Source organism: Clostridium acidisoli DSM 12555 (assembly GCF_900176305.1).
Taxonomy (GTDB): domain Bacteria; phylum Bacillota; class Clostridia; order Clostridiales; family Clostridiaceae; genus Clostridium_I; species Clostridium_I acidisoli.
Genome location: NZ_FWXH01000028.1, coordinates 1 through 21,620 on the forward strand (window position 1 = coordinate 1; position 21,620 = coordinate 21,620).

Sequence of the window (21,620 nt, forward strand, 5' to 3'; positions counted from 1 at the left end):
AAGGAGGAATAAATAAAATGGCAAAAGCAAAATTTGAAAGAAACAAACCACATGTAAACATAGGAACAATAGGACACGTAGATCACGGTAAGACAACATTAACAGCAGCAATCACAACAGTATTAGCACAAAAAGGTGGAGCAGTAGCAACAAACTACGCAGAAATCGATAAAGCACCAGAAGAGAAAGAAAGAGGAATAACAATCAACACAGCACACGTTGAGTATGAAACAGATAATAGACATTATGCGCATGTAGACTGTCCAGGACATGCTGACTATGTAAAGAACATGATAACAGGAGCAGCACAAATGGATGGAGCAATCTTAGTAGTAAGTGCAGCAGATGGTCCAATGCCACAAACAAGAGAGCATATACTATTAGCAAGTAGAGTTGGAGTACAACACATAGTAGTATTCTTAAACAAAGCAGATATGGTAGATGATCCAGAACTAATTGAATTAGTAGAGATGGAAGTAAGAGAATTATTAAGTGAGTATGGTTTCCCAGGAGACGATACACCAATCGTAGTAGGAAGTGCGTTAAAAGCATTAGAAAACCCAACAGATCCAGAAGCAACAAAACCAATATACGACTTAATGGCAGAAGTAGATAGCTATATACCAACACCAGAAAGAGCAACAGATAAGCCATTCTTAATGCCAATAGAAGACGTATTTACAATCACAGGAAGAGGAACAGTTGCAACAGGAAGAGTTGAAAGTGGAATTCTACATGTAGGAGACGAAGTAGAAATCGTAGGATTAAAAGAAGAAATAGGCAAGACAGTAGTAACAGGAGTAGAAATGTTCAGAAAGCTTCTAGATGAAGCAATGGCAGGAGACAACATAGGAGCACTATTAAGAGGAATACAAAGAACAGACATCGAAAGAGGTCAAGTATTAGCAAAACCAGGTTCAGTAACACCACACAATAAATTCGTAGGTCAAGTATATGTATTAAAGAAAGAAGAAGGCGGAAGACATACACCATTCTTTGACGGATACAGACCACAATTTTATTTCAGAACAACAGATGTAACAGGATCAATCAAATTACCAGACGGAATGGAAATGGTAATGCCAGGAGATCACATAGATATGAAAGTTGAATTAATCAACCCAGTAGCTATGACAGACAACTTAAGATTCGCTATAAGAGAAGGCGGAAGAACAGTTGGTTCTGGTGTTGTTACTTCTATAACTAAATAATTCAAACAATATACAATAAGCGCTTACTAAAAATGTATTATATAATACAACCTGCATCTTGTGTTTAGAATCAAGATGTAAGTAAATAATAAAGCTTTATTAATAAAGTGAGAAGGGGACGCTCTTCTCACTTTTATTTTTGAAGTATAAAAATTAATACTTTATAATTAATAAATCAATTATAAATGCACTTTATAATTATGAAATTTTTACTTAAATATAAGAGTAAAATACTTGTCAAAGTAAAAGTTTAGTAGTATAATAAGATAGTTGTTATGTGAAAACAGCGATGAGGTAAGAGGTAGCCGCACTTACGGGGAATTCTTACTGAGTATGTCACGGTCAAGAACCGGGCGACGGATTTCTTTGTGCTGTCTCGGAACAGGTAAGAAACACCTGGAGCAGTTTATAGACATCCGCTGTTGTACGTAAGATGTAGAGCGTGCGATGAAAAGGAGGGAAATAAAAATGGCAAAACAGAAAATAAGAATTAGATTAAAAGCATTTGATCACACAATACTTGATCAGTCTGCTGAAAAGATTGTTGAGACTGCTAAATCTACAGGTGCAAAGGTAGCAGGTCCAGTACCACTACCTACTGAAAAAGATGTAGTTACTATATTAAGAGCGCCACACAAATATAAAGATGCTAGAGAACAATTTGAAATTAGAACTCACAAGAGACTTATTGATATATTAAGTCCTTCACCAAAAACTGTTGATGCGCTAATGAGATTAGATTTACCAGCTGGCGTTGATATCGAAATAAAATTATAATAATAAAATTATTACTTGGCGGTTATGATCGCAATGCGATCCACTAATTCGTTTGGGAGGTGCAATAATGAATAAAGGGATACTAGGCAAGAAACTTGGTATGACTCAAATATTTGATGAAGCAGGAAAAATAATTCCTGTTACAGTTATAGAAGCAGGTCCATGTGTTGTATTGCAGAAGAAAACTGTTGAAAAAGATGGTTATAATGCAATACAAGTTGGATTTTCTGACAAAAAAGAAAAATTGGTTAACAAGCCAATAAAAGGACATTTTGCAAAAGCAGGAGTATCAACTTATAAAAGATTTATAAAAGAATTGAGAATAGAAGATGCTAGTGCTTATGAAATTGGTTCTGAAATTAAAGTTGAAACTTTTTCAATAGGAGAAAAAGTTGATGTATCAGGTATTTCAAAAGGTAAGGGTTTCCAAGGTACAATTAGAAGATGGAATGCACACAGAGGACCTATGAGTCATGGTTCTAAGTTCCATAGAGCAGTTGGTTCAATGGGAGCTTCATCAGATCCATCAAGAACATTCAAAAACAAAAGAATGCCAGGACATATGGGTCATGTAAATACTACAGTTCAAAATTTGGAAGTTGCTAAGGTAATTCCAGAAAAGAACGTAATATTAATAAAAGGTGGAGTACCTGGACCAAACAAGGGATTCGTAGTTATAAGAAATGCAGTAAAAGCTTAGTTTAAAGGAAAGGAGGATGCAGAATGCCTAAAGTAGGATTATTTAATAAAGAAGGCCAAAAAGTTGGAGATGTTGAATTAGCAGAAAGCGTGTTTGGAGTAGAAATTAACACTGATGCTGTTCACCAAGTTGTGGTAGCACAACTTGCAAACAAAAGACAAGGAACTCAAAGCACTAAGACTAGAGCCGAAGTTTCTGGAGGTGGAATAAAACCTTGGAGACAAAAAGGTACTGGTAGAGCAAGACAAGGATCAACAAGATCACCTCAATGGATACATGGTGGAATAGTATTTGCACCAAAGCCAAGAGATTACAGAACATCAGTTCCAAAATCAATGAGAAGAGTTGCAATGAAATCTGCTTTAAGTAGTAAAGTAGCTGAAAATGAAATCATTGTTTTAGAAAGCTTAGAACTAGAAGCTCCTAAGACAAAAGAAGTAGTGAAAATGTTAGGTGCTTTAAATACTAAAAAAGCTTTAATAGTTGTAGCAGAATCAGATGAAAATATATATAAATCAGTAAGAAACATTCAAGGAGTTTCAGTAATACCTGCAAACAACTTAAATGTATATGATATCCTTAAGTATGATAATTTTATAGTAACTAAGGATGCTGTATCAAAAATTGAGGAGGTGTATGCATAATGAGTTTAACAAGTTTTGATATTATAAGAAAACCAATAATAACTGAAAAAAGTATGTCTGAAATGTCAGACAAAAAATACACCTTTGCAGTTGATGTGCATGCAAACAAATCCCAAATCAAAAGAGCTGTAGAAGAAGCTTTTGGAGTTAAAGTTGAAGACGTAAAAACAGCTAATATATTGGGAAAAACTAAAAGAGTCGGAGTTCATATTGGTAAAAGAGCTGATTATAAAAAAGCAGTTGTAAAACTAACAGCTGACAGCACTGCAATTGAATTTTTCGAAGGAATGAAATAATATAAAGAGTAGCTGTTATTGGCAATGAGCCAGATAAGCGTAAAAAAAGGAGGAAAAAAGTATGGCAGTTAAGGGTTTTAACCCAACATCTCCTTCAAGAAGACATATGACTGTAAGTACATTTGAAGAAATAACAACTAATGTGCCAGAGAAATCTCTTCTTGTTGAAAAAAAGAGAAAAGGCGGAAGAAACGCCCAAGGTAAAATTACTGTTCGTCACAAAGGTGGCGGTGCAAAACAAAAATATAGATTAATAGATTTCAAAAGAAATAAAGACAATATACCTGCAAAGGTTGCAAGTATAGAATATGATCCAAACAGAACCGCATATATTGCTCTTATTGTATATGTAGATGGTGAAAAAAGGTACATAATAGCTCCAGTAGGTTTAAAAGTTGGAGATGTAGTTGTATCAGGACCAGATTCAGATATAAAAACAGGAAACACTTTACCACTTAAGAATATTCCAGTTGGTACAATAGTACACAATGTTGAATTATCAAAAGGTAAAGGTGCTCAACTTGTTAGATCAGCAGGTGCTAGTGCACAACTTATGGCTAAAGAGGGAGAATATGCAACATTAAGACTTCCAAGTGGCGAAATGAGATACGTTAGAATAGAATGTAGAGCTACTATAGGAACAGTTTCAAACCTTACACATGAAATTGTTAATATAGGTAAAGCAGGTAGAAAAAGACATATGGGAGTTAGACCAACAGTTAGAGGTTCTGTAATGAATCCTAATGACCATCCACATGGTGGTGGTGAAGGTAAAGCACCAGTTGGACACCCAGGACCACTTACTCCATGGGGTAAACCAGCACTTGGTTATAAAACAAGAAAGAATAAAAAATATTCTAATAGACTTATTATTAAGAGAAGAAACTCTAAATAGTTGAAGAGAATTGTAAATTCTCTTCAAGTTATGAATAGGTTAAGTTAAGTGAAGGGAGGCCAACAACTTGAGTAGATCAGTAAAAAAAGGACCATTCGTCCAAGAAGTACTTCTTAAGAGAATTAATGAAATGAACAAAAGTGGCGAAAAGAAAGTTATAAAAACTTGGTCAAGAAGTTCAACAATTTTTCCACAAATGGTAGGTCACACTATAGCAGTTCACGATGGAAGAAAGCATGTTCCAGTATATATTAGTGAAGATATGGTTGGACATAAATTAGGAGAATTTGTTCTTACAAGAACTTTCAAAGGACACGGAGATAACACAGAAAAGTCTTCAGGACTTAGATAGTTTAGAAAGGAGGCAAATGTCAATGGAAGCAAAATCTATAGCTAGATATGTTAGAATGTCTTCAATGAAAGTTGGAGTAGTTCTTGATTTAATAAGAGGAAAAAATGTAAATGAAGCTTTCGCTATATTACAATATACTCCAAAAGATGCAGCGGATGTTATAACTAAAGTTTTAAAATCAGCAGTTGCTAATGCTGAAAATAATTTAAATTTAGATGTGAACAGTTTATATGTTTCTGATGCATACACTGGTCAAGGTCCAACTCTAAAGAGATTTAGACCACATGCACAAGGTAGAGCGTTCAGAATCAAAAAAAGAACTAGTCACATTACCCTAATTGTAAAAGAAAGAGCATAGAAGGAGGGAAAGAGTGTGGGACAAAAAGTTAATCCGCATGGACTAAGAGTCGGTGTTATAAAAGATTGGAATGCTAAATGGTACGCTGATAACAGAAATTTTGCAGATTATTTAGTTGAAGACAATAAAGTTAGAAAATTTGTTAAGAACAAACTTAAGAGTTCAGGAATTTCAAAAATTGAAATAGAAAGAGCTGCAAAGAGAGTTAAATTAAATATCTACACTGCTAAGCCAGGAATGGTTATAGGAAGAGGCGGCCAAGGTATTGAAGCTTTAAAGAAAGAACTTAGTGGTTTAATTGCTAATAAAAATGTTTTAATTAACATTGTTGAGGTTAAAAATGCTGATAGTGATGCACAACTTATGGCTGAAAATATAGCTTCTCAATTAGAAAGAAGAATATCTTTCAGAAGAGCAATGAAACAAACTATACAAAGAGCAATGAGATATGGTGTAAAGGGAGTAAAAACTTCATGTTCAGGAAGACTTGCTGGTGCAGAAATAGCAAGAACAGAACAATATCATGAAGGAACAATTCCACTTCAAACTTTAAGAGCTGATATAGATTATGGTTTTGCTGAAGCAGATACTACATACGGAAAAATTGGTGTAAAGGTATGGGTATATAGAGGTGAAGTTCTTCCTACAAAAAAGATTGATAAGAAGGAAGAAGCAAACGCTTAAGGAAGGAGGAATACGATATGTTAATGCCTAAAAGAGTAAAACGTCGTAAAGTACAACGTGGCAGAATGAGAGGTAAAGCTACAAGAGGTAACTTTATTGCTTATGGTGATTATGGTTTACAAGCTACAGAATGTGGTTGGATAACAAGCAATCAAATTGAAGCTGCCAGAGTTGCTATCAATAGATATGTTAAAAGAGGTGGAAAACTTTGGATAAAGATTTTCCCAGATAAGCCAGTTACTGAAAAACCAGCTGAAACTCGTATGGGTTCTGGTAAAGGTTCTCCAGAATATTGGGTAGCAGTTATAAAACCAGGCAGAGTATTATTTGAAATATCAGGTGTAACTGAAGAACAAGCAAGAGAAGCTATGAGACTTGCTTCACACAAACTTCCTGTAACTACAAAATTTGTTACAAGGAAAGACTTTGAGGAAATGGGTGGTGAAATTAATGAAGGCTAAAGAATTAAGAGAAAAAACTCCTCAAGATCTACAAATACAATTAACTGATTTAAAGACAGAATTGTTCAGACTAAGATTTCAACTAGCTACTGGCCAACTTGAAAATCCTATGAGAATAAGAGAAGTAAAGAAATCTATAGCCCAGATTAAAACCATCCTTAGACAAGAAGAACTAAGGGCGTTTGAACAGTAAAACTGAAAGGAGGTTTGTCCTGTGGAAAGAGGAAATAGAAAAACAAGAATTGGTAAAGTCGTTTCAGACAAAATGGATAAAACTATTGTAGTTGCTGTTGAAACTAAAGTTCGTCACCCTTTGTATGGTAAAACTGTAAACAGAACTACTAAATTTAAGGCTCATGATGAAAATAATGATGCGAAAATTAATGATAAAGTGTTAATAATGGAAACAAGACCATTATCTAAAGATAAAAGATGGAGACTTGTAGAAATAGTTGAAAAGGCTAAATAGTCTTATAAGTAGAAAGGAGGGTATTTAGAATGATACAACAGCAAACTGTATTAAAAGTTGCAGATAATTCTGGAGCTAAGGAAATTATGTGCATAAGAGTTCTAGGTGGTTCCAAGAGAAAGTGGGGAAACATCGGAGATGTAATAGTTGCTAGCGTTAAAAGTGCAACACCAGGCGGTGTTGTTAAAAAAGGTGAAGTTGTTAAAGCAGTAATAGTAAGATCTGTAAAAGGTTTAAGAAGAGCAGACGGTTCATATATAAAATTTGATGAAAATGCGGCTGTAGTTATAAAAGAAGATAAACAGCCAAAAGGAACTCGTATCTTCGGACCTGTCGCTAGGGAGTTAAGAGATAAAGAGTTTAACAAAATTTTATCACTAGCACCTGAAGTTCTATAAGATTGGGAGGTGGCTTAGATGGCATCAAGTAAAATACATGTTGTTAAAAAAGATACAGTTGTAGTTATTTCAGGAAAAGACAAAGGAAAAATTGGTGAAGTATTAGCAGTTAATCCTAAAAAGTCAACTGTAGTAGTTAAAGATGTTAGCATTATAAAGAAACATCAAAAACCAAACAAAGCAAATATGCAGGGCGGAATCATAGAGAGAGAAGCTGCAATTAATAGCTCAAAAGTTATGCTTTACTGCACAAAATGTAAATCAGCTACTAGAATCAGTCATAAAATATTAGATGACGGAACAAAAGTAAGAGTGTGCAAGAAGTGTGGAGAAACATTTTAGATTTTGAAAGGAGGGCTAATGGATGGCTGCAAGACTAAAAGAAAAGTATGAAAACGAAGTAGTTTCAGCACTAATGGAGAAATTCGGATATAAGAATGTTATGGATGTGCCTAAAATAGAGAAGATAGTTATTAACATGGGTGTTGGAGAAGCTAAAGAAAATTCAAAAGTTTTAGAGTCAGCTACTGCAGACTTAGAACTAATATCAGGACAAAAAGCAATTTTAACAAGAGCAAAGAAATCTATTGCTAATTTTAAAATTAGAGAGAACATGCCAATCGGATGCAAAGTTACTCTAAGAAAAGAAAAAATGTACGAATTTGCTGATAAGCTTATGAATGTTGCATTACCAAGAGTAAGAGACTTCAGAGGAGTTTCAAGCAAATCTTTCGATGGAAGAGGAAACTACGCTCTAGGAATTAAAGAACAATTAATTTTCCCAGAAGTTGAATATGATAAGATTGATAAAGTAAGAGGTATGGATATAATATTTGTAACTACAGCAAAAAGTGACGAGGAAGCAAGAGAATTATTAAGATTCCTTGGTATGCCATTTGCTCAATAAAAGGAGGTAATAACGTGGCACGTAAGGCGATGATCGAAAAGTGGAAAAAAGAACCTAAATTTTCAACAAGAGCTTACACAAGATGTAGAATATGTGGAAGACCACATTCAGTATTAAAGAAATACGGAATTTGCCGTATATGTTTTAGAGAACTTGCTTATAAAGGTGAAATACCTGGTTGTAAGAAAGCAAGTTGGTAAGTGTTATCAAAAGAAAGGAGGCATAAAACATGGTTATGACAGACCCAATTGCAGATTTGCTAACTCGTATAAGAAATGCAAATGTAGTTAAGCACGAAGTAGTAGAAATTCCTTCTTCAACTATAAAGAAGGCTATATCAAATATAATGCTTCAAGAAGGATATATAAAAAGTGTTGAGGAATACAATGATGGTACAGTCCCAATGCTAAGATTAAGTATGAAATATGGTAAAAATAAATCTAGAGTTATCACAGGACTTAGAAGAATATCAAAACCAGGTCTAAGAGTTTATTGCAGGAAAGAAGAAACTCCAAAAGTATTAAACGGATTAGGCATTGCAGTAATATCAACTTCTAAAGGTATCGTAACTGATAGAGAAGCTAGAAAACTAGGATTAGGTGGAGAAGTTATCTGCTATATCTGGTAGTTAGAGAAACGGAGGTGTAATTATGTCAAGAATAGGAAGAATGCCAATTGATATTCCAGCTGGAGTAACTATATCAGTAACACCAGACAACGTTGTTACTGTAAAAGGCGCAAAAGGTGAACTTGTTAAACCTATGCATAAAGATATAAAGATTGCTGTTGAAGATAATACTGTAGTTGTTACTAGACCAAGCGAAGATAAAAAACACAGAGCACTTCACGGATTAACAAGAGCATTATTAAACAACATGGTTGTAGGAGTTACAGAAGGTTTTTCAAAAACTCTTGAACTTGTAGGTGTTGGTTATAAGGTACAATTAAAAGGTAAAAACTTAGTGATGAGTCTTGGATACTCACATCCAGTTGAAATAAATTCTGTTGCAGGAATTGATTTTGAAACACCAGATGCAAACAAAATCATCATTAAAGGTATAGATAAAGAATTAGTAGGATCTGTTGCAGCTGATATAAGAACATGGAGAAAACCTGAACCTTATAAAGGAAAAGGTATTAAATATAGTGATGAAGTTATCAGACGTAAAGAAGGAAAGACTGGTAAGTAACTTTTAGAAAGGAGTGAAATTGTATGTTTAACAAACAGGACAGAAGTAAAGCAAGAACAAGACGTCATATCAGGGTGCGTAAAAAGGTTTTTGGTACTGCTGAAAGACCTAGACTTGCAGTTTTCAGAAGTGAAAAAAACATATACGCTCAAATTATTGATGACGTAGCAGGAAATACACTTGTTGCAGCATCTAGTAAAGATAAAGATTTCTCAATAAAAGCAGGTAGTAATAAAGAAGCTGCAAAACTTGTTGGTGAAATGATAGCTAAAAAAGCTGCTGAAAAAGGAATAAAAGATGTAGTTTTTGATAGAGGTGGATATGTGTACCACGGAAGAATTCAGAAACTTGCAGAAGGCGCAAGAGAAGCTGGATTACAATTTTAAAAAAGGAGGGAAATAAATGAGAATCGATCCTAGCACACTAGATTTAAAAGAAAAAGTTGTATTTATAAATAGAGTTGCAAAGGTTGTTAAAGGCGGTAGAAACTTCAGATTTAGTGTTTTAGTTGTAGTTGGAGACGAAAACGGACACGTTGGAGTTGGAACTGGAAAATCAGTAGAAATACCTGAAGCAATCAGAAAAGGAATTGAGGATGCTAAGAAAAATCTTGTGAACGTTGCAATGGTTGGTACTACAGTTCCTCATAGAATTGAAGGGATTTTTGGAACAGGAAAAATTCTAATAATGCCAGCTAGCGAAGGTACAGGAGTTTTAGCAGGAGGACCTGCTAGAGCAGTACTTGAACTTGCAGGTTTAAAAGACGTTAGAGCTAAGTCTTTAGGTTCTAATAATGCAAGAAACATGGTTAATGCTACAATAAATGGTTTATCAAGACTAAGAACTGCAGAAGATATTGCTACTCTTAGAAATAAAACTGTTGAAGAAATATTAGGATAGGAGGAATTAACATGGCTAAGCTTTCAATAACACTTTCAAAGAGCTTAATTGGTAGAAAAAAGGATCATATAGCTACTGTTAATGCCCTTGGACTAAGAAAAATAGGGAAAAAAGTTGAAAAAGAAGATACTCCTCAGATAAGAGGTATGATAAAGAAAGTTGAATATCTTTTAAACGTAGAAGAAGTTTAAATAAGAAAAAGGGGAGGTGCAAAATATGAAACTTCACGAATTAAAACCTGCAGCAGGTTCTAAAAAAGCACCAAAAAGAATTGGTAGAGGTACTGGTTCTGGTCTTGGAAGAAATGCTGGTAAAGGTGAAAAAGGTCAAAATGCGAGATCAGGTGGCGGAGTAAGACCTGGTTTTGAAGGTGGTCAAATGCCACTATACAGAAGATTACCTAAAAGAGGATTTACAAATATTTTTGCTAAACAAATAGTTAGCATAAATGTTGACAGATTAAACATTTTTGAAGATGGTACAGAAGTTACTGTGGAACTTTTACTTGAAAGAGGAGTAATTAGTAAAGCAAAAGATGGAGTAAAGATACTTGGCAACGGAGAACTTACAAAAAAACTAACTGTCAAAGTTAATAAATTCTCTAAGGTAGCAGCTGAGAAAATCGAAGCCGCTGGAGGAAAAGTAGAGGTGATATAATTGCTATCAACCTTACGTAATGCTTGGAAGGTACCAGATTTAAGGAAAAGGTTATTGTGGACAGTTCTGTTAGTTTTTATATACAGAATGGGTAATCATATACCGGTTCCAGGAGTTGATACATCAAAATTAGTTAGTATGACTTCGCAATCTGGTTCAATCGCAGGATTTTATGATCTAATGTCTGGTGGAGCATTTAGTAGCTTTAGTATATTTGCTATGGGTGTATTACCATACATAAATGCATCTATTATTGTACAACTTTTAACAATAGCAATTCCTTCTCTTGAATCAATGCAAAAAGAGGGAGAAGAAGGAAGAAAAAAAATACAAAAGATTACAAGATACAGTTCAATTTTAATAGGAATATTACAGACATTCGGTATGTATGCAATTATTAACTCTTATGGAGCTCTTAGAGATACTTCAAAATTAAACATGTTTTTAATTTTGCTAACTTTAACAACAGCATCAACATTTTTAATGTGGTTAGGAGAACAAATGACGGTTAAGGGAATTGGAAATGGAATTTCCTTAATCATGTTTGTTAACATTATTTCTAGGATACCGAATACTATATTTCAAGTTGGAAATTTAAATAAAACTGGATCTGTAGATGCTGTTCAAATTGTGGTTTTAGCAGTTGTAGTAGTGGTTTTATTCTTATCAGTTGTAATAGCAAGTTTAGCTGAAAGAAGAATACCTGTTCAATATGCAGGAAAGGCTACTTCAAAGGCTTTAAATGGTAAATCATCACATATTCCATTAAATATAAATGCATCAGCTATAATTGCAATAATATTTGCTATGTCAGTTATGAAATTTCCAGCAATGATTTTGCAATTTTGGCCTAAATCTAAGGCTTATAGCCTTATATTAAGTGGACAGTATAGTATATTTAGAGATAACAGTGTACCGTACTTAATTGCTGAGTTTGTATTTATAATATTTTTCACTTGGTTTTATAGCCAGATTACATTTAAACCAGATGAAATGGCTGAAAACATGCATAAATCTTCAGGTTTTGTACCTGGTATTAGACCTGGTGATCCAACTGCAAGATACATTGAAATGGTACTTGGCAATGTTTCGATATTATGGGGGATATTTGCTGGAATAATAGCTGTAGCTCCAATGATTATTCAAACATATGTAAAATCGCAAGCACTATATTTTTCAGGTACAGGAATGTTAATTGTTGTTGGTGTTGCTCTTGAAACTATGAAGGCTATTGAAGCACAATTAGTAATGAGACGATACGAAGGATTCCTTAGTGAATGATAGCTTGGAGATGATAAAATGAAAATTGTATTGTTGGGACCGCCTGGAGCAGGAAAAGGAACTCAAGCAAAACAGATCAGCAATGATTACAATATCCCACATATATCAACAGGAGATATGTTTAGAAAAAATATATCAGAAAAAACTGAACTTGGCATAAAAGCTAAGGGATATATGGATAAAGGATTACTTGTTCCTGATGAATTAACAATAGATATTGTTAAGGATAGATTAAGTAATGAGGATTGTAAAAACGGATTTTTACTTGATGGCTTTCCAAGGACGGTAAAGCAGGCAGAAGCATTAGATTCTTTTTTAACTGAACCAATTGACACTGCTTTACTGATAGAAGTTCCTAGAGATAACATTCTTGAAAGAATGACTGGAAGAAGAGTATGTCCAAAATGTGGTGCTAGTTATCATATTAAATTCAATCCTTCAAAGATTGAAATGAAATGTGATGTATGTGGCAGTGAATTAATACAGAGAAAAGATGATAGTGTAGAGACTGTTGCAGAAAGATTGGATGTATATTACAAACAAACTGAGCCATTAGTTGAGTACTATAAATCAAAAAATGTATTATGTACTGTTGATGGTACGAAAGATATTAATATTGTTTTCGAAGATATCAAGGATGTCTTAGGGAGAAATTAATATGATAATTATCAAAAATGACACAGAAATTGAACTTATGAGGCATGCAGGAAAAGTTGTTGAGGAAACGCTTTTAAGAATTGAAGATTCTATAAAGGCAGGAATAACTACTGCAGAACTTGATATAATAGCTGAAGAGTTTATAAGAAGACATAATGCAGTACCATCATTCAAAGGATATTATGGTTTTCCAGCTTCAATATGTACTTCTATAAATAATGAAGTAATACATGGAATTCCTTCACAAAGTAAAACTTTAAATGAAGGAGACATAATTAGTATAGATTGTGGTGCTATATTAGATGGGTACCAAGGTGATGCTGCAAGAACTTTTCCAGTAGGTGCTGTATCTGATGAGGCAAAAAACTTAATTGAAGTGACCAAGCAAAGTTTCTTTGAAGGTGTTAAGAAAGCAGTTGTTGGTAATAGACTGTATGATATTTCGGCATCAATTCAGGGATTTGCAGAATCAAGAGGATACTCTATTGTAAGAGATTACGTAGGGCATGGAATTGGAAAAGAAATGCATGAAGATCCAGACGTTCCGAACTTTGGGAAATCTGGTAGAGGACCCAAACTTGTTCATGGTATGGTTTTAGCTATAGAACCTATGATTAATATAGGAAAATATAAAGTTAGAACCGAGGCAAATGATTGGACTGTTGTTACTTGCGATGGTAGTTTATCTGCTCACTATGAAAACACTGTAGCTATTTTAGATAATGGCCCAGAAATATTAACTTTTGTTTCACAGGGGTGAATAGATGAATAATAATTACTTGGGTGTTGTTGTATATTCAAAAGCTGGAAGAGATACTGATAGAAAATTTGTTGTTTTGGATATAATAAATGATGAATATGTTTATATCTCAGATGGTGACTTGAGAAAAGTTGAAAAGCCTAAAAGAAAGAAAATAAAACATTTGTTTTTTACTAATATAGTTTTTAATGATATGATATCTAAGAGAACTGTTAGTAATTCAGAGATAAGAAAGTTTCTGCAGTCATTAGGCACTAATAAGGAGGCTTGATTACCTTATGTCAAAAGATGATGTAATAGAAATGCAAGGTACCGTACTTGAAGCTCTACCAAACGCAATGTTTGAAGTAGAACTTGAAAGCGGTCAAAAAATTCTAGCTCATATTTCAGGAAAGCTGAGAATGAACTTTATAAGAATATTACCGGGAGATAAAGTTACTGTAGAATTATCTCCATATGATTTAAGTCGAGGAAGAATAACTTGGAGAGCTAAGTAGAATAAGGGAGGGTTAGCTATGAAAGTAAGACCATCAGTTAAGCCTATGTGTGAGAAATGCAAAGTAATCAAAAGAAAAGGAAGAGTAATGGTTATTTGCGAAAATCCTAAGCATAAACAAAAACAAGGCTAACAGTTGAAAAACATTTTTGTTGTTGTTAAAATGTGTTTTAGGACGGCTGCCAATAAAATATTTTAATTAATAGTATTTTATTGCCTAAAACTTTATATATAAAAGTTTAAAATTGATTATTAATACCTAGGAGGTGTAAATTTTAATGGCAAGAATAGCAGGTGTTGATCTACCAAAAGAAAAAAGGGTAGAAATAGGTTTAACTTATATATTTGGTATAGGTTTACCAAAATCACATGAAATATTAAAATCTACAGGCGTTAATCCAGATACTAGAGTAAAAGATTTATCAGAAGAAGAAGTTAACGCTATTAGAGATTATGTAAATAAAAATTTCAAAGTCGAAGGTGACTTAAAGAGAGAAATAGCTCTTAACATTAAGAGATTAGTTGAAATAGGATGCTATAGAGGAATAAGACATAGAAGAGGTCTTCCAGTAAGAGGACAAAAGACAAAAACTAATGCTAGAACAAGAAAAGGTCCAAAGAGAGCAATTGGAGCTAAAAAGAAAAAGTAATAAGGAGGGTTGAACATGGCAGTACAAAAAGGTAAGAAAACAAGAAGAAAAAAAGAGAGAAAAAATGTTGAACATGGTTGCGCACACATTAAGTCAACATTTAACAATTCAATAGTAACTTTAACTGACAGTGTTGGAAATGCTCTTTCATGGTCGAGTGCTGGAGGCCTTGGCTTCAGAGGATCAAGAAAAAGTACTCCTTTTGCTGCACAAATGGCAGCAGAAACAGCTGCTAAAGCTGCAATGGAACATGGACTAAAGAGTGTTGATGTTTATGTTAAAGGACCAGGAGCTGGTAGAGAAGCTGCTATAAGATCTCTTCAAGCTGCAGGACTAGAAGTTACTCTTATAAAAGATGTAACTCCAATACCACATAATGGTTGTAGACCACCTAAAAGAAGAAGAGTTTAATTAAAGAGTACAGGAGGTGTAATTTTAATGGCAAGATATACTGGAGCTGTCTGCAGACTATGCAGAAGAGAAGGTTTAAAACTATTTCTTAAAGGAGATAGATGTTTTACAGATAAATGTGCATTTGCAAGAAGAGGTTATGCACCAGGACAACATGGACAGGACAGAAAGAAGATTTCAAACTATGGTCTTCAATTAAGAGAAAAACAAAAAGCTAAAAGAATATATGGAGTTCTTGAAGGTCAATTCAGAACTTATTATGAAAAATCAGAAAAAGTTAAAGGTGTAACTGGTGAACACTTATTAAAGCTTTTAGAATTAAGACTTGATAATGTAGTTTACAGATTAGGTTATGGTGATTCAAGAAGTGAAGCTAGACAATTAGTTAATCATGGTCATTTCTTAGTAAATGGTCACAAAGTAGATATAGCATCATATAAACTAAGTGCTAATGATATAATAACTGTATCAGAAAAAAGCAGAGGAACTGAAAAGTTTAAAACATTTGCTGAAAATCCAAAGACTTTACCAGCTTGGCTTACTGCAAACGTAGAGAACTTCGAAGGAAAAGTTATAGCTGAACCAAATAGATCAGATATAGATGTTCCTGTAAATGAAACATTAATAGTTGAGCTATACAGCAAATAATTGATATAGAATCAGTTGCCCTCAAATAGTTTGCCATTTTATAAAAAAGGAGGGTTATAGATGTTAGAGATAGAAAAGCCAAAAATTGAATGTGTAGAATCCACTGAAGATGGTTCCTACGGTAAATTTGTCATTGAACCTTTAGAGAGGGGATATGGCATAACATTAGGAAATTCACTTAGAAGGATTCTCCTTTCATCATTACCCGGAGTAGCTGCAAATTCAATAAAAATTGAAGGCGTTCTTCATGAATTTTCAACTGTAAAAGGTGTTAAGGAAGACGTTACAGAAATAATATTAAACATAAAATGTTTAGCATTAAAGATGAACGGTGATGGACCTAAAACAATTGTTATTGATACGGAAGGTGCAGGAGAAGTAACTGCCGGAGATATAAAAACAGATGGAGATGTTGAGGTTATCAACAAAGATTTACATATTGCAACTCTTGATGATGATGGAAGATTGTATATGGAAATCGAGGTTAATAGAGGAAGAGGTTATGTAACTCAAAATAAAAATAAAAGAGATGACATGCCTATAGGAACTATTTCAGTTGATTCAATTTATACTCCAGTGAAAAGAGTTAACTTTAGTGTTGAAAACACAAGAGTTGGCCAAATAACAGACTATGATAAGCTAACAATAGAAGTATCCACAAATGGAACTATAAGACCAGAAGAGGCAATTAGCTTATCAGCTAAAATTCTTATTGAACACTTTAAATTATTTATGACTTTAACTGATCATGCAGATGATGTTGAAATCATGGTAGAAAAAGAAGAAGATAAGAAAGAGAAAGTCCTTGAAATGACTATCGAAGAATTAGATCTTTCGGTTAGAAGTTATAATTGTTTAAAGAGAGCTGGAATCAACACAGTTCAAGAGTTAACAGAAAGATCTATGGACGATATGATGAAGGTAAGAAATTTAGGTAAGAAGTCACTTGAAGAAGTTGAACAAAAACTTGAAGCATTAGAGTTGTCGCTTAAACAGAGTGAAGAATAAATTAAAATACATCCTAGGATAACAAATGGTTGAATAAGTCATTTGCTATCCGGAATTCAGAGCAAGGAGGAAAGTAAATGGCAAAACAGCGTAAACTTGGTCGTCCAACTGACCAAAGAAGAGCAATGCTAAGAAATCTTGTTACTAGTCTCTTAAAACATGGTAAAATAGAAACTACTGTTACAAGAGCTAAAGAAACAAGAAGTTTAGCAGAGAAAATGGTTACTCTTGCAAAAAGAGGAGATTTACATGCTAGAAGACAAGTTCTTGCATTTGTAACAGAAGAAACAGTAGTTACTGAATTATTTAATACAGCACCAACTAAATATGCTGACAGAAACGGTGGATATACTAGAATGTTTAAAGTAGGTCCAAGAAGAGGCGACGCAGCTGAAATAGTTATACTTGAATTAGTATAGTTAAGACAAGAGGGGATTAAGTTGAATGCTGACTTAGTCCCCATTTTATTAAGTATTGAGGTGTTATTATGGAAAATAACATGGTAGAGTGCAGTAACGTTACTTATAAATATGAAAACACTGAGGAAAACACATTTGATTTAGCTCTTGATAATATAAATATAAATATAAAAAAGGGTGAATTCTTAGTAGTATTAGGAAGAAATGGTTCAGGAAAATCAACACTTGCAAAACATATTAATGCCCTTATGGTTCCTTCAAGTGGAACGGTGATGGTAGATGGACTTAACACATCAGATGAAAAAAATTTATGGGATGTAAGAAACAAGGCAGGCATGGTTTTTCAGAACCCAGATAACCAGTTAGTAGCTACTATAGTGGAAGAAGATGTTGCATTTGGACCTGAAAATTTAGGAGTGGATCCTAAAGAAATCAGACAAAGAGTTGATGAATCTCTAAAAAGAGTAGGCATGTATAGTTATAGAAAGCATGCACCACATCTATTGTCTGGAGGTCAAAAGCAAAGGGTTGCAATTGCAGGAACACTGGCAATGAAACCAGAATGTATAATTTTTGATGAATCAACAGCAATGTTAGACCCATCTGGTAGAAAAGAGATTATAAGAACAATTAAAGACTTAAATAAAAATGCGAATATGACAATTATACTTATAACACACTATATGGAAGAAGCAATTGATGCTGATAGAATACTAGTTATGGATAATGGTAAAATAATAATAGAGGGTTCCCCTAGAATAGTATTTAAAGAAGTAGAAACCATGAAGAAAATTGGATTAGATGTACCTCAGATGACTGAACTGGCATATGAACTAAGAACAGCTGGTATAAACATCAAAGAAGATATTTTATCTATAGATGAGATGGTGAAAGAATTATGTCAATTGAAATAGAAAATTTAACTCATGTATACATGAAGGGTACACCTTTTGAAAAGAAGGCTTTGGACAATATAAATATAAAAATTGAAGATGGCCAGTTTGTAGCTTTAATAGGTCATACAGGCTCAGGAAAATCTACGCTTATACAGCATATAAATGGATTACTAAAGCCAACTTCAGGGAAAATCATAGTTGATGATACTGATATTACATTAAAGGGCACTAAACTTACAGATATAAGGAAAAAGGTAGGTCTTGTATTTCAATATCCAGAATATCAAATTTTTGAAGAAACAATTCAAAAAGATATAGCATATGGTCCTAAGAATCTGAAGCTAGATGAAGAGGAAGTAATGGAAAGAGTTAAAAGAGCCATGAAGATGGTAAATCTTGATTATAAAACTTTTGCAGACAAATCTCCTTTTGAACTTAGTGGAGGACAAAAGAGAAGGGTTGCAATTGCTGGAGTTGTAGCAATGGAACCTAAAGTTCTAATATTAGACGAACCAACAGCTGGACTTGATCCTAAAGGAAGAGATGACATTTTAGGACAAATCTCTAAACTTCAAAAAGAATATAAGATGACAATAATATTAGTGTCTCACAGTATGGAAGATGTAGCGAAAATTGCTGATAGAATTTTGGTTATGAATCATGGGAAATGTATACTAGATGGAAAGCCAAATGAAATATTCAAAGAAATAGATACATTAGAGAGTATAGGGTTAGCAGTTCCAGAAGTTACATATTTAGTTCGAGAACTAAGGAAAAAAGGTTTTAATATTTCAGAAGATATTTTTACAGTTCAGCAGGCTAAAGAAGAAATTATAAGTTATTTAAGGAGCGTTAAGAATGCTTAAGGATATAACTATAGGGCAGTATATTCCCGGAGATTCATTTGTGCACAAATTGGATCCTAGAGTAAAGATAATATTATCCTTGCTCTACATAATTGATTTGTTTCTAATAAATCAATATGTTGGATATATATTTGTAATAGCTTTTACAGCTGCTATAATTATTGTTTCTAAAATTCAATTAAGATATATATATAATGGTCTTAAACCAATATTTATATTACTTATAATTACTGCACTTATGAATATTTTGATGACACCAGGAAACAATTTAATTTTTAGTTATGGAGTAATTAAAATTTACAAGGAAGGTCTAAATTTAGCAGGGTTTATGATGCTTAGGCTTGTTTTTTTAATCGTAGGTACATCACTATTGACACTAACAACGTCACCAATAGAGCTTACTGATGGGCTAGAAAAGTTGATGAATCCACTTAAAAAAATTGGAGTTCCAGCACATGAATTAGCTATGATGATGACTATTGCACTTAGATTTATACCCACTTTAATTGATGAAACAGATAAAATAATGAAAGCACAAATGGCTAGAGGTGCTGATTTTGAGTCTGGGAACTTAGTACAAAGAGCAAAAAGTTTAATACCTGTATTAGTTCCACTTTTTATAAGTTCATTTAGAAGGGCAGATGAACTTGCTATGGCAATGGAAGCAAGATGTTATAGAGGTGGAGATGGAAGGACTAGAATGAAAATTTTAAAATTAAAATACAGGGATGGCATTGCCACATTTATAACCCTATTACTTATTGCATCCTCAGTTGCTGTAAGATTTATATCGTGATAAGAACAATGTTTATTAAATTGCCAGTAGGATGTGAATAACATGAAGAATGTTAAACTGATAATTGAATACGATGGAACACTTTATTCAGGTTGGCAAATACAAGATAATGCTATTACCATTCAAGAGGTTCTTGAAAATGCATTAAATTCCATCACAGGAGAACAAATAAAAGTAGTTGGTTCCAGTAGAACTGATTCAGGAGTTCATGCTAGAGGATATGTTTGTAACTTTTTTACTGAAAGTAAAATTCCACCAGATAGATTTAGAGATGTAATTAACAGCAAATTACCCAAGGATATAGTGATTATAGAATCTGAAGAGGTTAGTTTGGAGTTTAATTCAAGATTTTGTAGTAAGGGAAAGACTTATAGCTATACAATTTTAAATAGAATGCAAAGGCCAGCAATTGGTAGCAATTATGTATATCATTATAGAAATAGTTTAAATATGGAAGCTATACGTGAAGCAATGTCACAATTTCTAGGTACACATGATTTCTCTGCATTTAAAAGTACTGGTGGAAGTGCAAAAACTAGTATAAGAACAATAAAATCATTTGAAGTAGTTAAAAAAGATGATTATATAATTTTTTATATAACAGGTGATGGTTTTTTATATAATATGGTAAGGATTATTATGGGTACATTAATTAAAGTTGGTAGGGATAAAATTGATTCTTGTAGCATTAAAGATATAATTTTGTCAAAAGATAGAAATATGGCTGGTCCATGTTTGCCAGGTACAGGATTATGCTTAGAAAAAGTATATTATTAGTCAATTGTTATTGACACACGTGGCAGATTGTATTATAATAATTATGTTTGTATAACGTTGTTTTGAAAGATCCACTAGCCCCGGATCTTTGACATAGAACGTAATTTATGTAAAGTTCAGGGAGGTAAAAAAATGAAATCATACATCGCTAAACCACAAGAAATTGAAAGAAAATGGTATATCGTTGACGTTAATGGATTAACATTAGGTAGAGCAGCAAGTCAGATTGCATCTATACTAAGAGGTAAGAATAAACCTATATTTACACCACATGTAGACACAGGTGATTTTGTTATTGTTATAAATGCTGATAAGGTAGTTTTAACAGGAAAGAAATTAGACCAGAAGATGTTAAGACATCACTCATTATATCCAGGTGGATTAAAAGAAATGCCTTACAAAGAAGCATTGGCTAAAAAGCCAGAATTCGTATTCCAAGAAGCTGTAAGAAGAATGCTTCCAAGTGGAGTATTGGGTAGAGAAACACTTAAAAAATTAAAAGTATACAGAGGAACTGAGCACGATCATCAAGCTCAAAAACCAGAAGTATTAGAATTAAGATATTAAGCTTATAATCGGAAGGAGGATATAAAATGGCTAAAGTACAGTATATAGGAACAGGTAGAAGAAAAAAATCTATAGCTAGAGTTAGACTTGTACCAGGAGAAGGTAAAGTTACAATAAATAAAAGAGATCAAGAAAGTTATTTTGGTTTAGAAACTTTAAGAATGATAGTTAATCAACCATTAGTTTTAACAGGAACAAAAGATAAATTTGATGTTCTTGTAAATGTAAATGGTGGTGGCTTCACAGGTCAAGCAGGTGCTATCAGACATGGTATATCAAGAGCTTTATTAAAAGCTGATGAATCATTAAGAGGCGAGCTTAAAAAAGCAGGTTTCTTGACAAGAGATCCAAGAATGAAAGAAAGAAAGAAATACGGCTTAAAGAAAGCAAGAAGAGCTCCACAATTCTCAAAGAGATAGTATTCAAAAGAGAGGAAGCGTCCTCTCTTTTTTTGTTGCAACGATTAAATCCAGATTTTGCTATCATAAG

The 21,620-nt window shown here is 33.4% G+C and carries 39 protein-coding genes; all 39 read left to right on the plus strand.

What is annotated here, in order from left to right:
- Positions 1–17 precede the first annotated feature (17 nt).
- The 39 genes from tuf to rpsI all read left to right on the plus strand — a co-directional run bounded on the left by tuf (position 18) and on the right by rpsI (position 21,550).
- A complete protein-coding gene (gene tuf, locus B8978_RS17505) occupies positions 18–1,211 on the plus strand; it encodes an elongation factor Tu (RefSeq protein ID WP_084117628.1) in 1,194 nt (397 codons plus the stop codon).
- Positions 1,212–1,679: 468 nt separating this feature from the next.
- Positions 1,680–1,988 (plus strand): 30S ribosomal protein S10, encoded by a 309-nt coding sequence (gene rpsJ, locus B8978_RS17510; protein WP_010237791.1) that lies wholly within the window; start codon positions 1,680–1,682, stop codon positions 1,986–1,988.
- Between the two features lie 67 nt (positions 1,989–2,055).
- Positions 2,056–2,688 carry a 50S ribosomal protein L3 gene (gene rplC, locus B8978_RS17515; RefSeq protein ID WP_084117586.1) on the plus strand — a complete coding sequence of 211 codons (633 nt, stop codon included), beginning with the start codon at positions 2,056–2,058 and terminating at the stop codon, positions 2,686–2,688.
- Between the two features lie 23 nt (positions 2,689–2,711).
- A complete protein-coding gene (gene rplD / locus B8978_RS17520; protein WP_084117587.1) occupies positions 2,712–3,332 on the plus strand; it encodes a 50S ribosomal protein L4 in 621 nt (206 codons plus the stop codon).
- On the plus strand, positions 3,332–3,628 hold the full coding sequence (rplW, locus tag B8978_RS17525; protein ID WP_084117588.1) for a 50S ribosomal protein L23: 297 nt from the start codon (positions 3,332–3,334) through the stop codon (positions 3,626–3,628). Before rplD ends, rplW begins: the two co-directional genes overlap by 1 nt.
- A gap of 61 nt (positions 3,629–3,689) precedes the next feature.
- Positions 3,690–4,523, plus strand: a complete 834-nt coding sequence (gene rplB / locus B8978_RS17530) for a 50S ribosomal protein L2 (protein ID WP_084117589.1) — start codon at positions 3,690–3,692, stop codon at positions 4,521–4,523.
- A gap of 67 nt (positions 4,524–4,590) precedes the next feature.
- Positions 4,591–4,875, plus strand: a complete 285-nt coding sequence (gene rpsS, locus B8978_RS17535; protein WP_084117590.1) for a 30S ribosomal protein S19 — start codon at positions 4,591–4,593, stop codon at positions 4,873–4,875.
- Between the two features lie 22 nt (positions 4,876–4,897).
- On the plus strand, positions 4,898–5,233 hold the full coding sequence (gene rplV, locus B8978_RS17540) for a 50S ribosomal protein L22 (RefSeq protein WP_084117591.1): 336 nt from the start codon (positions 4,898–4,900) through the stop codon (positions 5,231–5,233).
- Positions 5,234–5,248: 15 nt separating this feature from the next.
- The gene (rpsC, locus tag B8978_RS17545; RefSeq protein WP_084117592.1) at positions 5,249–5,917 is read left to right on the plus strand and encodes a 30S ribosomal protein S3; all 669 of its coding nucleotides are present in this window, start codon (positions 5,249–5,251) and stop codon (positions 5,915–5,917) included.
- Positions 5,918–5,934: 17 nt separating this feature from the next.
- Positions 5,935–6,378 (plus strand): 50S ribosomal protein L16, encoded by a 444-nt coding sequence (gene rplP / locus B8978_RS17550; protein WP_084117593.1) that lies wholly within the window; start codon positions 5,935–5,937, stop codon positions 6,376–6,378.
- Entirely contained in the window at positions 6,368–6,571 is a 204-nt protein-coding gene (gene rpmC / locus B8978_RS17555; protein WP_084117594.1) for a 50S ribosomal protein L29, read from the plus strand. Before rplP ends, rpmC begins: the two co-directional genes overlap by 11 nt.
- Before the next feature lie 21 nt (positions 6,572–6,592).
- On the plus strand, positions 6,593–6,847 hold the full coding sequence (gene rpsQ, locus B8978_RS17560) for a 30S ribosomal protein S17 (protein WP_084117595.1): 255 nt from the start codon (positions 6,593–6,595) through the stop codon (positions 6,845–6,847).
- Positions 6,848–6,876: 29 nt separating this feature from the next.
- A complete protein-coding gene (rplN, locus tag B8978_RS17565; protein WP_084117596.1) occupies positions 6,877–7,245 on the plus strand; it encodes a 50S ribosomal protein L14 in 369 nt (122 codons plus the stop codon).
- 18 nt (positions 7,246–7,263) lie between these two features.
- Positions 7,264–7,587 (plus strand): 50S ribosomal protein L24, encoded by a 324-nt coding sequence (gene rplX, locus B8978_RS17570; RefSeq protein ID WP_084117597.1) that lies wholly within the window; start codon positions 7,264–7,266, stop codon positions 7,585–7,587.
- Positions 7,588–7,609: 22 nt separating this feature from the next.
- The gene (gene rplE, locus B8978_RS17575) at positions 7,610–8,152 is read left to right on the plus strand and encodes a 50S ribosomal protein L5 (protein WP_084117598.1); all 543 of its coding nucleotides are present in this window, start codon (positions 7,610–7,612) and stop codon (positions 8,150–8,152) included.
- A gap of 14 nt (positions 8,153–8,166) precedes the next feature.
- Positions 8,167–8,352: a type Z 30S ribosomal protein S14 gene (locus tag B8978_RS17580; protein ID WP_084117599.1), complete on the plus strand. Its 186-nt coding sequence runs from the start codon at positions 8,167–8,169 to the stop codon at positions 8,350–8,352.
- A gap of 29 nt (positions 8,353–8,381) precedes the next feature.
- Entirely contained in the window at positions 8,382–8,780 is a 399-nt protein-coding gene (gene rpsH, locus B8978_RS17585; protein ID WP_084117600.1) for a 30S ribosomal protein S8, read from the plus strand.
- 22 nt (positions 8,781–8,802) lie between these two features.
- Positions 8,803–9,342 (plus strand): 50S ribosomal protein L6, encoded by a 540-nt coding sequence (gene rplF / locus B8978_RS17590; RefSeq protein WP_084117601.1) that lies wholly within the window; start codon positions 8,803–8,805, stop codon positions 9,340–9,342.
- A 23-nt stretch (positions 9,343–9,365) separates the two neighbouring features.
- Positions 9,366–9,728: a 50S ribosomal protein L18 gene (rplR, locus tag B8978_RS17595; protein WP_084117602.1), complete on the plus strand. Its 363-nt coding sequence runs from the start codon at positions 9,366–9,368 to the stop codon at positions 9,726–9,728.
- A 16-nt stretch (positions 9,729–9,744) separates the two neighbouring features.
- The gene (rpsE, locus tag B8978_RS17600; protein WP_084117603.1) at positions 9,745–10,242 is read left to right on the plus strand and encodes a 30S ribosomal protein S5; all 498 of its coding nucleotides are present in this window, start codon (positions 9,745–9,747) and stop codon (positions 10,240–10,242) included.
- 11 nt (positions 10,243–10,253) lie between these two features.
- Complete coding sequence (gene rpmD, locus B8978_RS17605; protein ID WP_084117604.1) at positions 10,254–10,433, plus strand: 50S ribosomal protein L30; 180 nt, start codon at positions 10,254–10,256, stop codon at positions 10,431–10,433.
- Between the two features lie 25 nt (positions 10,434–10,458).
- Positions 10,459–10,899 (plus strand): 50S ribosomal protein L15, encoded by a 441-nt coding sequence (gene rplO, locus B8978_RS17610; RefSeq protein WP_084117605.1) that lies wholly within the window; start codon positions 10,459–10,461, stop codon positions 10,897–10,899.
- Positions 10,900–12,180 (plus strand): preprotein translocase subunit SecY, encoded by a 1,281-nt coding sequence (secY, locus tag B8978_RS17615; protein ID WP_084117606.1) that lies wholly within the window; start codon positions 10,900–10,902, stop codon positions 12,178–12,180.
- A gap of 18 nt (positions 12,181–12,198) precedes the next feature.
- Positions 12,199–12,837: an adenylate kinase gene (locus B8978_RS17620; RefSeq protein ID WP_084117607.1), complete on the plus strand. Its 639-nt coding sequence runs from the start codon at positions 12,199–12,201 to the stop codon at positions 12,835–12,837.
- 1 nt (position 12,838) lies between these two features.
- Positions 12,839–13,597 (plus strand): type I methionyl aminopeptidase, encoded by a 759-nt coding sequence (gene map / locus B8978_RS17625; RefSeq protein WP_084117608.1) that lies wholly within the window; start codon positions 12,839–12,841, stop codon positions 13,595–13,597.
- Between the two features lie 4 nt (positions 13,598–13,601).
- Positions 13,602–13,868: a KOW domain-containing RNA-binding protein gene (locus B8978_RS17630; protein WP_084117609.1), complete on the plus strand. Its 267-nt coding sequence runs from the start codon at positions 13,602–13,604 to the stop codon at positions 13,866–13,868.
- 7 nt (positions 13,869–13,875) lie between these two features.
- Entirely contained in the window at positions 13,876–14,094 is a 219-nt protein-coding gene (gene infA, locus B8978_RS17635; protein ID WP_015617469.1) for a translation initiation factor IF-1, read from the plus strand.
- A gap of 18 nt (positions 14,095–14,112) precedes the next feature.
- Positions 14,113–14,226, plus strand: a complete 114-nt coding sequence (gene rpmJ / locus B8978_RS17640) for a 50S ribosomal protein L36 (protein WP_021122033.1) — start codon at positions 14,113–14,115, stop codon at positions 14,224–14,226.
- A gap of 145 nt (positions 14,227–14,371) precedes the next feature.
- Positions 14,372–14,743, plus strand: coding sequence for a 30S ribosomal protein S13 (gene rpsM, locus B8978_RS17645; RefSeq protein ID WP_084117610.1), 372 nt, complete (start codon positions 14,372–14,374; stop codon positions 14,741–14,743).
- A gap of 15 nt (positions 14,744–14,758) precedes the next feature.
- The gene (rpsK, locus tag B8978_RS17650) at positions 14,759–15,154 is read left to right on the plus strand and encodes a 30S ribosomal protein S11 (protein ID WP_084117611.1); all 396 of its coding nucleotides are present in this window, start codon (positions 14,759–14,761) and stop codon (positions 15,152–15,154) included.
- A 27-nt stretch (positions 15,155–15,181) separates the two neighbouring features.
- Complete coding sequence (gene rpsD / locus B8978_RS17655; RefSeq protein WP_084117612.1) at positions 15,182–15,802, plus strand: 30S ribosomal protein S4; 621 nt, start codon at positions 15,182–15,184, stop codon at positions 15,800–15,802.
- A 60-nt stretch (positions 15,803–15,862) separates the two neighbouring features.
- The gene (locus B8978_RS17660; RefSeq protein ID WP_084117613.1) at positions 15,863–16,810 is read left to right on the plus strand and encodes a DNA-directed RNA polymerase subunit alpha; all 948 of its coding nucleotides are present in this window, start codon (positions 15,863–15,865) and stop codon (positions 16,808–16,810) included.
- A 77-nt stretch (positions 16,811–16,887) separates the two neighbouring features.
- Complete coding sequence (gene rplQ, locus B8978_RS17665) at positions 16,888–17,229, plus strand: 50S ribosomal protein L17 (protein WP_084117614.1); 342 nt, start codon at positions 16,888–16,890, stop codon at positions 17,227–17,229.
- Positions 17,230–17,297: 68 nt separating this feature from the next.
- Complete coding sequence (locus tag B8978_RS17670) at positions 17,298–18,143, plus strand: energy-coupling factor transporter ATPase (protein ID WP_084117615.1); 846 nt, start codon at positions 17,298–17,300, stop codon at positions 18,141–18,143.
- The gene (locus B8978_RS17675) at positions 18,128–18,991 is read left to right on the plus strand and encodes an energy-coupling factor transporter ATPase (RefSeq protein ID WP_084117616.1); all 864 of its coding nucleotides are present in this window, start codon (positions 18,128–18,130) and stop codon (positions 18,989–18,991) included. The genes B8978_RS17670 and B8978_RS17675 overlap by 16 nt, the downstream gene beginning before the upstream one ends.
- Positions 18,984–19,787, plus strand: coding sequence for an energy-coupling factor transporter transmembrane component T family protein (locus tag B8978_RS17680; RefSeq protein WP_084117617.1), 804 nt, complete (start codon positions 18,984–18,986; stop codon positions 19,785–19,787). Before B8978_RS17675 ends, B8978_RS17680 begins: the two co-directional genes overlap by 8 nt.
- 42 nt (positions 19,788–19,829) lie before the next feature.
- Positions 19,830–20,564 carry a tRNA pseudouridine(38-40) synthase TruA gene (gene truA, locus B8978_RS17685; protein ID WP_084117618.1) on the plus strand — a complete coding sequence of 245 codons (735 nt, stop codon included), beginning with the start codon at positions 19,830–19,832 and terminating at the stop codon, positions 20,562–20,564.
- 132 nt (positions 20,565–20,696) lie between these two features.
- Positions 20,697–21,131, plus strand: coding sequence for a 50S ribosomal protein L13 (gene rplM, locus B8978_RS17690; protein WP_084117619.1), 435 nt, complete (start codon positions 20,697–20,699; stop codon positions 21,129–21,131).
- A gap of 26 nt (positions 21,132–21,157) precedes the next feature.
- The gene (gene rpsI / locus B8978_RS17695) at positions 21,158–21,550 is read left to right on the plus strand and encodes a 30S ribosomal protein S9 (protein ID WP_084117620.1); all 393 of its coding nucleotides are present in this window, start codon (positions 21,158–21,160) and stop codon (positions 21,548–21,550) included.
- The last annotated feature ends 70 nt before the right edge of the window (positions 21,551–21,620 follow it).